We start from the raw sequence: 13,920 nt of genomic DNA, 5'->3' as shown, positions 1-13,920 counted from the left end.
GTTTCCGCCTGCGGGCGCAAGGTGATTGCGCCCGTTTCCATCCCTGAACGCGTTTTATTTCGCCATGGCGTGCCAGGCGGCAACGGCTGCCCTGACCACTTCACCGTCGGCTTCCAGACCGGAAACCTGCGCCAGCGCGGCCTGCACGCCCAGGCGGTTAATCAGTTCGGCCAGCTCCTGCGCCTGAGGATCCTGATCGCTGTGATAGTGCAGCGCCGCCGCAATACCTTTGACCAGATTCGTATGCGGCAGCTGATACTCTATCGTACCCAGCGTTGGTTTAATCAGGCGGTCGCCCGCGCTCAGCTTACGCAGCGGCTGGCGGCCCACGCGTTCCACATCGTCCTGCAAATAAGGGTTTTCAAAACGACCCAAAATTTTCTGGATATAGGCCGCGTGCTTATCCGCTTCAAAGCCGTAACGGGCAATCAGCACCGCGCCGCTCTCTTCCATTGCGCCTTTTACTACCGCGCGGACTTTCTCATCCAGAATCGCGTCACGAATGGTGGCGTGACCGGCCAGCTGGCCAAGATAGGCGGTAATCGCGTGGCCGGTGTTCAGGGTAAACAGCTTGCGCTCGACAAAAGCCATCAGGTTATCGGTTGGTTCCATGCCCGGAATGGCACGCAGATCGCCCTTAAACTGGGTTTTATCAACGATCCACTCGCTGAACGTTTCTACCGTTACTTCCAGCGGATCGGTTGTTCCGGCGGCGGAAGGGGGCACGATGCGGTCTACGGCGGAATCTACAAAGCCAACGTTGGCTTCGAGCCAGGCATGATACTGTTCCGGCAGCGCCTTTAACACGTGGCCTTTCAGCTGCGTGGTGCCGCGCACCATGTTTTCACAGGCGATAATATTCAGCGGGCGCTCGTTGCCGCTTTCGCTACGCTGGATCAGCCCCCTGGCAATACCGCCAGCGATACGCTCCAGAATTTGCGGGCCGACCGCCGTGGTAACCAGATCCACTTCGGCAATCAGCGGAATAATCTCGTCGCTGGCGCTGTTAACGGCGTTGACGCCTTTAACGACGTCGACCTGCGCCTGTTCGCCAACAACGTGTACCGAATATTCGTGCCTGGCGTTAAGCGCGTCCAGTACCGTCTGGTTAACGTCCGCGAAAGTGAGCTGCACACCGGCATCCGCCAGCAGCTTGCCAATAAAACCACGGCCGATATTACCGGCACCGAAATGAAGAGCTTTCATAATTTTTCCCATATTGATGAAAGGCCGGACAGTCCGACCCGAAAAAGAGCCGGGCATGCCCGGCCCTGGGGTATTTTGTTAACCGTTGCGAACTACGCTGGCTGTTTACCTGAAAGCAGATCCAGCACTTCCTGCACGCTGCTGGTCGTCGCGAGCCGTGCGATGACGCTGTCGTCATCCAGCGCATTGGTCAGGCTGGTAATCACCTGGATATGCTCATTATTGCGCGCCGCAATACCAATCACCAGCTTAGCGATTTCGTCATCTTCTTCACCAAAGCGCACGCCTTGCGGATACTGACAGAACACGATACCGGTTTTCAGCACGCGATCTTTCGCTTCAATGGTGCCGTGCGGTACGGCAATAGATTCGCCCAGATAGGTTGGCGTCAGCTTTTCACGATCCAGCATCGCTTCAACATATTCCGGCTCCACGTAGCCGCCTTTCACCAGTTGCTCACCGGCAAAGCGGATTGCCTGCTCTTTGTTGTCGGCGCGGTTGCCAAGGAAAATGTTGCCCGCGCCCAGCTTAAACAGGTGCTGTTGACCATCGTCATAGCTGTCGCTCAGCGCTGCCGTCACTTTTTCACGATGGCCCGCGCTGCGGTTTGCCTCGACCAGGCGCGAAGTCAGGTCGGTATAAAGGCCGCTGTCCAGGAAATTGGTCAGGGAAATATGCTGAGCATGCGGTGCCTGGCGCATCGCGCGTTCGGTCAGATCGCGGTGGGTAATCACCAGATCCACATCGCCCGGCAGGTTGTTAATCGCGGTATTGGTAACGGAAATCATGCTCAGGCCAGCGTCATTGACCTTTTTACGCAGCACGCCCGCGCCCATCGCACTGGAGCCCATGCCGGCATCGCAGGCAACGATGATCTTACGTACGTGGCTCAGGTCGCCGTTCGCGCCGCTGGTAGCACCGGCAACGGTCTGGCCTTTAGACTGCGCTTTCATCTCGCTCACGCGGCGCGCTGCTGCCTCGATATCATCTTCTTCTTTCGCTTTGCTGGTTTTCAGCAGCACAGCGGAAACCACGAAGGAAACCGCAAAAGCAGCCACGATGGCGGCAATATTGGCGAAGTAGGTACCTTTTGGCGTCATAGCCAGCACGGCCAGAATCGAACCAGGCGAGGCCGGAGAAACCAGACCGCCGTTCAGCAGCGTCAGGGTAAAGACGCCGGTCATACCGCCCAGAATGACGGCGATAATCAGACGTGGATTCATCAGCACATAAGGGAAGTAGATTTCGTGAATCCCGCCCAGGAAGTGGATGATGGCTGCGCCGCCAGCGGACTGTTTAGCATTGCCGCGGCCAAAGAACATGTAAGCCATCAGCACGCCCATACCCGGGCCGGGGTTAGCTTCAATCAGGAAGAAAATTGATTTACCGGCTTCGCTGGCCTGCTGAATACCCAGTGGCGAGAAGATGCCGTGGTTGATGGCGTTATTCAGGAACAGGATTTTTGCCGGTTCAACAAAGATGGAGGTCAGCGGCAGCAGGTTGTGCTGTACCATCAGGTTGACGCCAGCGGCCAGAATATGCGACAGACCTTCTACCAGCGGCCCGATGGCCAGGAAAGCCAGAATCGCCAGCAGCATACCGATAATACCGGCAGAGAAGTTGTTAACCAGCATCTCAAAGCCGCTTTTGATTTTACCGTCGATAGCCTGGTCAAATTTCTTGATTGCCCAGCCGCCTAATGGACCAGCAATCATTGAGCCAAGAAACATCGGCATATCCGCGCCGACGATTACGCCCATCGTGGTAATTGCACCCACCACGCCACCGCGATCGCCGCCAACCAGGCGTCCGCCCGTATAGCCGATCAGTAACGGCAGCAGATAGGTAATCATTGGGCCAACCAGTTTGGCCATCGTTTCGTTTGGCAGCCAGCCGGTTGGAATAAACAGCGCCGTGATAATACCCCAGGCGATAAAAGCCCCGATATTTGGCATTACCATGTTGCTCAGAAAGCGACCAAAGTTTTGTACCTTGATCTTGATATCTGATGAGGACATAAAAGCACACCCCTTATTGGTACGCGCCGACAAGAGAGCGCGCTGAATTTTGTTTAAAACGTTGCCCTGTGCAGGCGGACTCTAGCACGCGAATATGACGCTGCGTAGTCACGGCAATAAGTGTGATCCATGTCACGAGATGCGTACGCATCAGGGGTTTATTTAAGTGATCAAGATCACATTAAAGCCGGAAAGCGGTGCTGGTGCGCTCAATAAATGCGCAAAAGGTAGGGTGGTATGTGATTGATATCACGCTTTGTTCAGCGAACTTTATGCTCAATGCGTGACAGTAATCACAATTTATTTTCGGCCCGCGCTTATTTAGTCATTTACGCGCTAAAACCTGAGGTTGCTGTGAAAAGCGGGCCGGAAGAAAAAGCGGCCCGCCTTAAAGTCACTGCATAACAATAGAGAGTGTGATTACTGGAAGCCACCACGTAGCGCGCTTTGCGCCTGGTTTAACGCCTGAACATTGGCAGAGATATTGCTCATCAGCGTATTGTATTGCGTTGCCTGTTGCTGGCTGGGGAACTGAACCGTCTGGCCGTTAAAGGTCACCTGTGAACCTTGCTGTTGCAGGAAGTCACCCGTTTGCACCGCATCCTGGCTTAGCTTCTGTAAAGAAGGCAGCAGCGGCAGCAGCGAATTAGCTGGCTGCGTCACGACTTTATTATAAAGATTATCGTAAACCGTTTTCAGTTCGGACGGCTGCTTCAGTCCGGCTTTGCTGCTGTCCGCCTGCGTTTTCGCCGTTTGAATTTGCTGGGCCAGCACGTTCAGCGAACCGCTGGCCTGACGGAGAGAATCGCGGCGCGTCAGATAATCCTGCGGGGTACGGATAGCCGCCAGCTCGTCCACGACCGGCTTCATACCGCTGTCTACCGCCTGGTTAACCTGCCGGGAGAAACCGTAAACAATCGCGTAATCGCTGGCATAATTGCCAAAACGCTGCTTTTGATCTTCGCTGAGCGCGGGAAGATGCTCGCCGCTGCGCATCGCCGTATTCTGCAAAAAGTCGATAAAGGCTTTGCGCTGGTCCGCTTCTTTATCGCCACAACCCGTTAACTGGAATACCAGCAACAGTGCGATAAAAGGGGACAGCAGCCGCATCCAGCCGCGGATAATTCCTGTCGTCATCAGAAGTAACTCCTGTAATAGAAAGGCTTACAAGCAATAAGGGCGACACGGGTCGCCTTTGAAGAATAGTTCAACTCGCCAGGTGAGGATACGGTAAAGCGCGTCTTTAGCGTGAAGAAATTTCACCTTTTTGGTTAAAACCATTTATCAGGCCGGTGCTGAACGGCTGCGGCGAGGAGGCCTTTGTGAAAAACATCAGCTCGCTGCGCCTGCATTTTATCACCAGCCTCCGTAGCGATAATGGCAGCCTGCCTGTTGTAAAAGGGGATAATTCAAAAGTAAGTTAATGAAAAAAGATTTCGATACTCAAATTACTATCTGGCCAGGTTTATTTTAAAATTTAGTTTATTGAAGTGGAAATTAAATGGCGTTTTACAGAAAGAAATAACACCCTGCATCTTTATTTTCCTGCTTCAACCGTAGGTTGATAAAAACAGGAAAAAGCCTTGTCGTTGGTTGCGCCCATTGTGGTTATAATCGGAAATATTAAAAGGTATTGATTTGAACATTCATAAAAACGAGGTGAAAAAAAAGCTTTACCGAGAGGTTTTATTTGCAATCGTTAAACATCAGCTAAACATGCTACAGATATTTCTTATTGCAGGGTATGCGCCTTGTTTAAGAGGTGTTAGTTATTTATTTTTCTCCTGTTCATTTTCGCTCTCCCAGACGTTTTGTAAATCAGATAAACCCTTGATGCTAAATATATGTCGTTGCTCTCCTGTTATGGCAATGATCGGGCGAGATATTCATTTACGGGAAAATAATAATTTTTAACTGTCCGTCAACGCAAATTGACCCTTATACGCTTGTTTGCATTTTCTGGAAATATAAGTATAAAGAGCTTGCCGAAAAGGAGCGTGCTCTCGGTAGCTGAATAATATTTATAATTTAACCAGGAGTTATACTTTCATGATGAAAAAAAACATTATTGCTGCTTTGTTACCTTTGACCCTCATTGCTTCACATTCTGTATTTGCAGAAGACACCGACGATGTTGTTCCCGTCACGGTTAACGGCGGTACAGTTCAGTTCTCCGGTTCTATTGTTAATGCGCCTTGTGCCATTAATATCGGTGCCGGAGGTCATAGCGTTGAGTTGGGCCAGTATCGCGTGGCGGATTTCAAGGCCGCTGGCGATGTCTCTGCGGCTCGCCTGTTCAATATCAAACTGGACAACTGCGCTACGGAAACCTACTCGAAAGCGTCCATCACCTTTAATGGCGCGACGGTTGGCGGAAACAGTGAAGCACTGGCAGTAAACGGCGGCGCAACCGGGGTGGGCATTCAAATCCTGCAAAATGACAAGGCGCTGAAGGTAGACGGAACTACCGCCTCCTCTGCCTTTAATTTAAACGTAGGCGACAACACACTGGCATTCCAGGCACAATATATTGCTCTGAACAGTAAAGTAACGCCAGGTGCAGCTAATGCCACCGCGAACTTTACCGTAACCTATTTATAGTGTGAAAAAAGGTGCCATCTTCTGTGGCACCGCAATAAATCCGGTGAATAATAATGAAAAAGTTTTCTCGTAAAGCGGGTGGCGTCATTCTCTGCCTGATGACGCTTCTGCCATTTTGCGCATCCGCTTCTGGCGGAATTACGCTTAACACTACCAGAGTTATTTATCCTCAGGATGCGAAACAGAGCAGCGTTTCGGTGAGAAATACATCAGAGAAAGGGAATTTCCTGGTGCAGTCCTGGGTTGAAAATAAAGATGGCAGCAAAACAAAAGACTTTGTTATTACACCGCCTTTATATACCAGCAGGCCAGGCAGCGAAAATATCCTGCGCGTAATCTACAGCGGCAGCGAGCTGCCACGCGACAGGGAGAGCCTCTATTTTCTTAATACAAAGGCCATTCCTTCAGTAGATAAAGCGGCGCTGGAAGGGAAAAACACGCTGATCCTTGCCGCTGTTACCCGTATTAAACTCTTTGTTCGCCCGGCAGGGTTAAAGCCCTCATCGGATGACGCGCCTTCAGCGTTGCGTTTTAAAAGAGCTGGCGAGAAACTGGAAATATATAATCCAACGCCCTATTACCTGACGGTAACTAATTTAAAAGCAGGCAATAAAGAGTTAAAGGACATTATGGTTGCGCCGATGGCCAGCGATTCTGTTCCATTACCGCCAGGAAGCCGTGGAGATGTTTATTTCAGTACCGTTAATGATTTTGGTGGTGTGACACCCGCACAAAAAGGCGTAATGCAGTAAGCAAAGCGTATTTTAAGGAAAGCTGCGGAATGATAATAAAAAGGAGTTTATTTTCTCAGTTTATTTATCGCTGTCCTTTTCTGGCGCTAATGGTCTTGCTGGGCATAAAAAACGCGACGGCTGAACAGCCGGAATTCTGGTTTCCGCCCTCGTTGATTGCTGAAGATAGCCAGAACGTCGCCGACCTTACGCAGTTCGCAAAAGGTGGCCAGCTTCCGGGAACCTATCAGGTTGAACTCTTTTTAAATGAAAATCAGGTAGATACAAGGAACGTGCGGTTTGCTTTGCCAATAAAGGATGGCGATCTCTATAAAGCGGACAGTAGCGGTCTGATGGCGTGCCTGACAAAAAAAGGGTTACTGAAGCTGGGCGTTCGGCCTGAAGTAATAAATAAAGCAGGCGTGGATGAAGACGAGGGCTGCCAGCCGCTGGAACATTTTATTCCGCAGGCTACAACACGCTTCGATTTTGAAAAGATGCGGCTGATGCTCAGCATCCCGCAGGCTTTTCTGCTTAACCGGCCGCGCGGCTGGATTGCGCCAGAACGTTGGGACGACGGCATTACGGCCGGACTACTCAACTATAGTTTTAGCGGTAGCGAAAACCGGAGTCGCTATGGCAACAGCAGCAGCCATTTTTTGCGGCTGACCAGTGGTTTTAACCTGGGCCCGTGGCGGCTACGCGACGATCGTACCTGGAACGAATACCGCAACAGGCAGTATCGTCATCGGTACTGGCAGCATGGCAGTACCTGGCTGGAAAGAGCCATTGTTCCGTGGCGTAGTCGCCTGACGCTGGGCGAAGCAACGACCGACGGCGACATTTTTGATTCAGTGGGGTTTCGTGGCGTGCGGTTAATGACCGATGACAGCATGCTTCCCGACAGCCAGCGCGGCTTTGCGCCTGTTATTCGCGGCACCGCCATGTCAAACGCGCAGATTAGCATCCGGCAAAACGGCTATGAAGTTTATCGGCTGAACGTTGCTCCGGGTAATTTTGTTATTGACGATCTGTTCCCCATGTATGACAGCGGCGATCTGGAAGTCACCGTAACGGAAGCCGACGGCACGGTGCGGACGTTTACCGTTCCTTATTCCTCTGTGCCGCTGCTGCTGCGCGAGGGCCGCATCAAATATGCCATCACCGCCGGAAAGCTGCGCCATAACAGCGAGCGCTATAGCGACCCTTCTTTCGTCCAGTCCACGCTGGTCTGGGGTTTACCGCATGGCCTGACCGCCTATGGTGGCATGCAATACGCCGACAACTATCAGGCGAGTACGCTGGGATTCGGGATTAACCTGGGCGGATGGGGGGCTTTCTCAGCGGACGTAACGCATGCCAACAGCAAACTGGCGGATGAAAGCCGCCATGAAGGCCAGTCGCTGCGCTTTTTATATGGCCGCTCGCTGAATGATTTCGGCACCACCTTTCAGCTGACCGGCTGGCGTTATTCCACGCAGGGATTCTATACGCTGGATGAAACGGCGCTTAAGGGCATGAGCGGCTGGCGTTATGAGTCAGATACGGTCGATGCCGAAGGGCGCAGAGTTCCGCGTCCGGTAACGGATTACTACAACCTCTATGACAATAAAAGACAAAAGCTACAGGCTAACGTTTCACAACGTCTCGGCGATGTTGGGTCGCTTTATCTGACCGGCAGCCGCGAGACTTTCTGGAATCGTCGCGGCATCAGCGAATCGCTACAGGCTGGCTTTAGCAGTTCGTGGCGGTCGGTTAGCTACAGCCTGTCGCTAAGCCAGAATCGCACGGCCGGGCTGGCGCGTACTGATAAATCGCTGTTTATAAGCTTATCCGTGCCGTTATCTGAAAGCAGAGACCAAAACGTTTTTGCCACGGCAACCCTCAGCCAGAACAATCAGGGCGACGTGATGCAGCAGGCCGGGCTGAGCGGCACTCTGCTGGCACAGCATAATTTGAACTGGAACGTGATGCAGGGCTATTCCCGTTCCGGCGGCAGTAGCGGCAATGCGAGCCTGGGTTATCAGGGAACCTACGGCAACGCCAACCTGGGTTACAGCTACAGCAATAACCATCAGCAAACCAGCTATGGAATATCAGGCGGCGCGCTATTACATCGCGACGGGCTGACGCTGGGGCAGCCGCTGGGTGACACCAGCGTATTGGTAGCCGCACCCGGCGCGGCAGGTATTCCGCTGGAGAACGGTACGGGGATCGCCACTGACTGGCGCGGCTATACGATTCGGCCTTTTGCCATCAGCTATCGTGAAAACCGCGTCGCGCTGGATACCAGCCGGCTGGATGACAGAACGGAGATTGAAAACGCGGTCAGACGCGTGGTGCCGACGCGCGGAGCGATAAGCCGGGCCGATTTCGTTACCCACAGCGGACTGCGCGTGCTGATGACGCTGACATATAAAGGAAAACCGCTACCGTTTGGTACCACTGTCAGCACAGGTGAAAACAGCAGCATTGTCGGTGACGAGGGCCAGGTATTTCTTTCCGGCCTGCAAGCCGAAGGCAAGCTGGAAGCGCGCTGGGGGACAGGCCAGGCGCAGCACTGTACGGCGGTCTACAGGGTTACCGATAAGGAAAGCAAAAGTGTACTGGTGCGGCATGAGGCAGAATGCCGTTAATACGGTGACTTAAAGTTAAAAGGAAAGAAATGATATTTTCATACAGAAAAATATTGCTGACAGGAGCCAGTATGCTTGCCTGTTTACCCGGCGCTTCTGATGCAGCTTCGTCAACAACAATAAATTTTTCCGCAACGGTAACGGCGGTATGTTCAATCTCTGCGCCGGGAAACGTCGATTTAGGTGAAATACCCTATAGTGCTCTTTCAGCACTGGCCGTCAGGGATGAACTGCCGGCATACAGCAAAACTTTCACGATATCGACGTCATGCACTGGCACAAACAGTTATAACCTGACGTTTAACGGGGCGGTAGTGAACTACGGTTGCCTGTCAGGGGGGAATGTCGCCTTTTGTCTTGACGTAGTGGGCAATGAAGATCGCCGGATTAACCTGGCCAGCTCGACGGAAAGAGTAGTAAAAGCAGAGGGAAGCAGCATCACTATTAAGGCGACACCGATGCGTCTTTCTTCACTGGCGGCAGGCAAGGGAACCGGGACAATGACGGTGACCATTTCTCCTTTATAGCCTGTCCCTGACTTTTCTATCAACGGATTATTAATCATAATTAAAGGTGTCCTGTGAAAACAAAAAAGAATTCTCTGTCTGCTGGCGTAGCTGCGCTTTTATTGGCGGCATTGCCTGGTATGGGTATTAAAAACGCAGCGGCGGAGCAGCAAGTTAACATTACTGCCACTATCAAGGCAGTGTGCGATATATCCGTAGATCCATTGATCGCATTAGGTAATATTCCGGCTACGGCATTTAACGAAAAAAGTGCAAATGAAGAAATTAGCGGATACGATAAAACTTTTGCTATCAAGACATCCTGCGCCGGGGCAAGTAAATATTCTTTGACCCTTACCCCCGCGAAAACCAGCAATGGCTGTCTGGCCGCCAGCAGCGAAGAGCTGGCATTTTGCCTGTATAGCGGCTCAGCCAAAATAAACCTGGCTGCGGCAGGAACGACGCTGGAAAGAGAAACGACCGTTACCTCCGAGACGATTAAAGTTGTCCCGGCACGTGGGTCAAAAGCCCCGACGGCGGGCGATTATAGCGGATCTATGACGGTAACTATCGCGCCTTTGTAATGCTGCGCGGTGATAAATTTTGGCCATTGCACGGGCGTTTTTAACGATGTAAAGGGCGCTTATCCGCAAAAAATTTAGCGATAGCTGCCCTTTTTATCACTGGCTCTTTTATCAGGAGTGAAAGTGCGAAATTTCACAGGGAAATTTTTATTTTTTACCGCGGTTATCCTGTTGCCGACCAGTTACTCTTTAGCTGACATTATCTCAGCTGTTAATCCTTCAGAACAGCAAGGAACGCTTAGAGTAAAAAAATCTGATTTTAATCCCATCGCTAATAGTTTTATAAATTACCGTTGCCAAAGTATTGATTCCTCTGGTGACTTCACTTTTTCCATAACAAATAATAAAACCGGAGAACATATAACGCACGCTGCAATATGTGACTTGAGAGATTATAGTTATAATTATGAGCATGCTTATTTAGATGCAGATGTCAGCGTCACTTTAATTATGAAAAATAGTTCAGCAGATTCAAGGTCGGTAACGTTTTCTGCAAAGCATGTTTCCGAATCGTGGGAAAATGGCCAATCCACAACTATAACTGCCCCGGCAGCGAAAGTCTGTTCTGTAAGTTTACCTAATAATATAGATTTAGGAAACTTTACTGCCGATCAGATAAAAAAAGGTGTGGACGTCGACCACAAGATAACTGTCATCGCAGCAGGCAATTCTAAATTTACTCTGACTTTTTCAGGCCCGCATCTTCTCAATGATTTTCTTCTGGGCGACGATGTCTATATGCGACTCTCTTATAATTACGGCGCCGACCTGATTGCCAGCGGCGAACCTTTTGCAGTGGAACAGCGTCAGGTTATCGATATCAGGTTGTATGGCACAGCACCCACTACCGGAACCAAAACTACTGCGATAACGGTCACGCTTAATCTGCTGTAAAGCTTTTTACTACTGGTTTAACGCTTGCCAAAAATTTTCTGCCAGCCGGTTTTCCGCCACCGGCTTTTGCCCTTGTTCTTGCCAGATCCACGCTGTAATCGCTACCACTTCAGGCCGCGTCTGGCCTGGCCTGACGCGCCTCTTCTCCCCGTATATTTTTTCAGCAAGCAGGTGCAAAAAATAGTCAAAAATTTGAGCGCAAATTTCTGCTTTTGCGCCCATACTAAAAATCCTGGCGTTTTCCTGCGCGGTCTCACTGAGCTTCTCAGGCTGTTGTTCGCCAGCATTCGGGATCTGGGTCTCAGATCCTCCCTCTGGTTGTTCACATTAGTGATTTTTATGAGGAGTGCTCTATGGAAGTAAAAGACCCAATGAGTGAGTTGTTGTCCAGTCTTGAGCACATCGTGCTTACGCGTGAAGTTATCCAGGCCGCTCCCGCATTAAAGGGTGAAGTATCCATGCCCGAACCAAAACGCATCAGGGAAATTACCGGCATGGAAGTAGACGAATTTGCCCTGGCAATGGGCGTCAGCGTTTCATCGGTTAAGAGCTGGGAAGCGAAGCGCAGCAAACCTTCGCGCAGTGCTCAAAAATTAATGCTACTGATTCAGTCTAATCCTTGTCTCAGCCGTGAGCTGCTGGGATAGTCAGAAAAAACCCGCCGCCCGGCGGGTTTTATGATTAGCACGACTGGTTCTCTTCATCACTGCAATTCCGCCTTGCCAACGCCTGCACATTTCTTTATCCTGGGCCGCTTTGCCCAACAGGGGACAGCCACATGCAGGTTAAAGGCCTGGCAGCAAAATCTGCCACCACTTCTCTCGAACCCTTCGAATTCCAGCGCCGCGAACTACAGTCTGGCGATGTACACATTGATATTCATTACTGCGGCGTATGCCATTCCGATCTGCACATGGCACGCAACGAATGGGGCGTCAGTACTTTTCCGCTGGTGCCGGGCCATGAAATTGTCGGCCGTGTCATTAGCACCGGCAGCGATGTCACCGCGTTTAAAACAGGCGATCTGGTTGGCGTTGGCGTGATGGTTGACTCCTGCGGCCACTGTTCGCAGTGCAGCCAGGGCGAAGAACAGTATTGCGAAGCGGGCTTTACCGCTACCTACAACGGCGAAGAGAAAGTTATCGGCGGCAAAACCTTCGGCGGCTATTCCGAAAGCATCGTTGTCGACAGCAAGTTTGTGGTTAACGTACCGGAAAACCTGGAGTTAAGCGCGGTCGCACCGCTGTTGTGCGCGGGCGTCACAACCTGGTCACCGCTAAAGCACTGGAACATCCAGCCGGGTCAGCGCGTAGGCGTTATTGGTCTGGGCGGCCTGGGCCACATGGCGGTAAAACTTGCCCGCGCGCTGGGTGCGGAAGTGGTGCTGTTTACCACCTCGCCTGCGAAAGGTGAAGATGCGCTGCGCCTGGGTGCCAGTAAGGTAGTGATCTCTAAAGATACCGATCAAATGGCGGCAGAAGCCAACAGCCTGGACTTTATTCTCGACTGCGTAGCCGCGCCGCACGATCTCGATCCGTACCTTAATACGCTGAAAACCAACGGCCATCTGGTGCTGGTTGGTATTCCCGATGCGCCGCACAAGTCACCAAACGTGACGCCAGTGGTATTTAAGCGCCTGAGCATTTCCGGAACGTCGATTGGTAGTATTCAGGAAACGCAGCAGATGCTCGATTTCTGCGGCGAGCACAATATCGTGTCGGATGTAGAGGTGATTCGTCTGCATGACGTTGAAGCGGCGTTTGAGCGGATGTTGAAAGGTGACGTGAAGTATCGTTTCGTCATTGATATGAAAGCCGAAAGTTAAAATATGTAACGGCTGGTAGAGGCATAAATAGCACCATTCTGTACCAGCCCGCACTACTATGTTTGTTAATCTAAATAGCGGTAGCGATGCCGCTATTTTTTTATAAGTTAATAAACCTGGTAGCGTGTATTGCAGTCATACTTAATAGAGAAGATATTGCATTGCACGAAGGGTTAAATTATTCTGCGCATGAGTCTTCTTTTCTCTTTGAGGCCGTTTAATTCAATTAATATTTTATCCGAACTTATTATCTTCTTTCTGAAAAGGATCTTTATGATAAAGTTATTTGAGATAAATCGTAGAGTATTAATATCTCAGCTTCATGGAACTGAAGCTTCTCTCGGCGTATGTAGTGCTGCATCAATAGAATTTTGTTATAATGAGCTATCAGGATTCCACCGTCCACTGGTGCCTCTTGAATATGTTATTTATTATTCTGGATCGGCAAAGTTTATAGCAAGACAGTTAAAGTACATGTATGATTACCAGTATGACAGAATTAAACGCTGGCAAAGTATAATGCCGGAAGACGGTTTAAATGCCAGATTAAGCAGAGTGACCCCACACTGGGAAAAATTGCTGGATTTACACCCCGGTGTTTACCTTGTTAATATGAGCCTGCTTGATGGAACCGGACATGGGATTGTTCTGGTGAAAAGAGAGTTCTGGGTCTGTTTCAATCCCGCTTTTGGCGCCTGGGTTTTTGAAAAAGGGATAGGTGAACTTATCAGTTTTTTAAAAAACGTTTTTCCTGTCAAAAGGATATGGGCGATTGCAGTAACGAGAAACGAGCAATTTCCTGTCAGAAATAATCCCATTAGAACATTTGTAACCGGCCCTGTTCATTATTAACGCCAGCCCGCTTTGGCCGGATAAAAAAGTATATATTAATTAAGCCATAGTCAGGTGCGGGGAATAA

The 13,920-nt window shown here is 50.6% G+C and carries 13 protein-coding genes; 9 read left to right on the top strand and 4 right to left on the bottom strand.

Features of this window, described 5'->3' with window-relative positions; all coding sequences use genetic code 11:
• Positions 1–54: 54 nt before the first annotated feature.
• The 3 genes from mtlD to ACMGGR_RS20910 form a co-directional block, all read right to left on the bottom strand.
• Positions 55–1,206 (bottom strand): mannitol-1-phosphate 5-dehydrogenase, encoded by a 1,152-nt coding sequence (mtlD, locus tag ACMGGR_RS20920; RefSeq protein ID WP_414147781.1) that lies wholly within the window; start codon positions 1,204–1,206, stop codon positions 55–57.
• Between the two features lie 92 nt (positions 1,207–1,298).
• On the bottom strand, positions 1,299–3,224 hold the full coding sequence (locus tag ACMGGR_RS20915) for a PTS mannitol transporter subunit IICBA (protein WP_414147780.1): 1,926 nt from the start codon (positions 3,222–3,224) through the stop codon (positions 1,299–1,301).
• A gap of 420 nt (positions 3,225–3,644) precedes the next feature.
• Positions 3,645–4,361: a DUF3053 domain-containing protein gene (locus ACMGGR_RS20910; protein WP_246760265.1), complete on the bottom strand. Its 717-nt coding sequence runs from the start codon at positions 4,359–4,361 to the stop codon at positions 3,645–3,647.
• Positions 4,362–5,273: 912 nt separating this feature from the next.
• Here ACMGGR_RS20910 and ACMGGR_RS20905 point away from each other — a divergent pair.
• The 6 genes from ACMGGR_RS20905 (at position 5,274) to ACMGGR_RS20880 (ending at position 11,176) form a co-directional block, all read left to right on the top strand.
• Complete coding sequence (locus ACMGGR_RS20905; protein ID WP_246760264.1) at positions 5,274–5,825, top strand: fimbrial protein; 552 nt, start codon at positions 5,274–5,276, stop codon at positions 5,823–5,825.
• A 53-nt stretch (positions 5,826–5,878) separates the two neighbouring features.
• A complete protein-coding gene (locus ACMGGR_RS20900) occupies positions 5,879–6,577 on the top strand; it encodes a fimbria/pilus periplasmic chaperone (RefSeq protein WP_414147779.1) in 699 nt (232 codons plus the stop codon).
• Positions 6,578–6,606: 29 nt separating this feature from the next.
• Complete coding sequence (locus ACMGGR_RS20895; RefSeq protein WP_414147778.1) at positions 6,607–9,192, top strand: fimbria/pilus outer membrane usher protein; 2,586 nt, start codon at positions 6,607–6,609, stop codon at positions 9,190–9,192.
• A 314-nt stretch (positions 9,193–9,506) separates the two neighbouring features.
• On the top strand, positions 9,507–9,719 hold the full coding sequence (locus tag ACMGGR_RS20890; RefSeq protein WP_246760261.1) for a hypothetical protein: 213 nt from the start codon (positions 9,507–9,509) through the stop codon (positions 9,717–9,719).
• A 53-nt stretch (positions 9,720–9,772) separates the two neighbouring features.
• Positions 9,773–10,282 (top strand): hypothetical protein, encoded by a 510-nt coding sequence (locus tag ACMGGR_RS20885; RefSeq protein WP_414147777.1) that lies wholly within the window; start codon positions 9,773–9,775, stop codon positions 10,280–10,282.
• Between the two features lie 123 nt (positions 10,283–10,405).
• Entirely contained in the window at positions 10,406–11,176 is a 771-nt protein-coding gene (locus tag ACMGGR_RS20880) for a hypothetical protein (protein WP_414147776.1), read from the top strand.
• 9 nt (positions 11,177–11,185) lie between these two features.
• On the opposite strand, the gene ACMGGR_RS20875 is transcribed toward ACMGGR_RS20880, so the two are convergent.
• Positions 11,186–11,398, bottom strand: coding sequence for a hypothetical protein (locus ACMGGR_RS20875; protein ID WP_246760258.1), 213 nt, complete (start codon positions 11,396–11,398; stop codon positions 11,186–11,188).
• Between the two features lie 131 nt (positions 11,399–11,529).
• On the opposite strand from ACMGGR_RS20875, the gene ACMGGR_RS20870 reads away from it, so the two are divergent.
• From ACMGGR_RS20870 to ACMGGR_RS20860, 3 genes are all read left to right on the top strand, one after another.
• Positions 11,530–11,823, top strand: coding sequence for an HTH-type transcriptional regulator (locus tag ACMGGR_RS20870; protein WP_246760257.1), 294 nt, complete (start codon positions 11,530–11,532; stop codon positions 11,821–11,823).
• A gap of 131 nt (positions 11,824–11,954) precedes the next feature.
• Positions 11,955–13,001, top strand: a complete 1,047-nt coding sequence (locus ACMGGR_RS20865; RefSeq protein ID WP_414147775.1) for an NAD(P)-dependent alcohol dehydrogenase — start codon at positions 11,955–11,957, stop codon at positions 12,999–13,001.
• A 273-nt stretch (positions 13,002–13,274) separates the two neighbouring features.
• Entirely contained in the window at positions 13,275–13,853 is a 579-nt protein-coding gene (locus ACMGGR_RS20860; RefSeq protein ID WP_414147774.1) for a hypothetical protein, read from the top strand.
• Positions 13,854–13,920: the final 67 nt, after the last annotated feature.

The sequence above is a fragment of the Erwinia sp. BNK-24-b genome, from assembly GCF_047456155.1.
Classification (GTDB): Bacteria; Pseudomonadota; Gammaproteobacteria; order Enterobacterales; family Enterobacteriaceae; genus Erwinia; species Erwinia phyllosphaerae.
The sequence above is the reverse complement of the archived record's forward strand: the minus strand, read 5'-3'. Positions and strand labels throughout refer to the sequence as shown.

Bases quoted from the DNA above. Each gene is read 5' to 3' on its own strand.
- ACMGGR_RS20910 (WP_246760265.1), bottom strand. From the start codon at position 4,361: ATGACGACAGGAATTATCCGCGGCTGGATGCGGCTGCTGTCCCCTTTT.
- ACMGGR_RS20860 (WP_414147774.1), top strand. From the start codon at position 13,275: ATGATAAAGTTATTTGAGATAAATCGTAGAGTATTAATATCTCAGCTT.
- ACMGGR_RS20905 (WP_246760264.1), top strand. From the start codon at position 5,274: ATGATGAAAAAAAACATTATTGCTGCTTTGTTACCTTTGACCCTCATT.
- ACMGGR_RS20915 (WP_414147780.1), bottom strand. From the start codon at position 3,224: ATGTCCTCATCAGATATCAAGATCAAGGTACAAAACTTTGGTCGCTTT.
- ACMGGR_RS20900 (WP_414147779.1), top strand. From the start codon at position 5,879: ATGAAAAAGTTTTCTCGTAAAGCGGGTGGCGTCATTCTCTGCCTGATG.
- ACMGGR_RS20865 (WP_414147775.1), top strand. From the start codon at position 11,955: ATGCAGGTTAAAGGCCTGGCAGCAAAATCTGCCACCACTTCTCTCGAA.
- ACMGGR_RS20875 (WP_246760258.1), bottom strand. From the start codon at position 11,398: ATGGGCGCAAAAGCAGAAATTTGCGCTCAAATTTTTGACTATTTTTTG.
- ACMGGR_RS20870 (WP_246760257.1), top strand. From the start codon at position 11,530: ATGGAAGTAAAAGACCCAATGAGTGAGTTGTTGTCCAGTCTTGAGCAC.
- mtlD (WP_414147781.1), bottom strand. From the start codon at position 1,206: ATGAAAGCTCTTCATTTCGGTGCCGGTAATATCGGCCGTGGTTTTATT.
- ACMGGR_RS20895 (WP_414147778.1), top strand. From the start codon at position 6,607: ATGATAATAAAAAGGAGTTTATTTTCTCAGTTTATTTATCGCTGTCCT.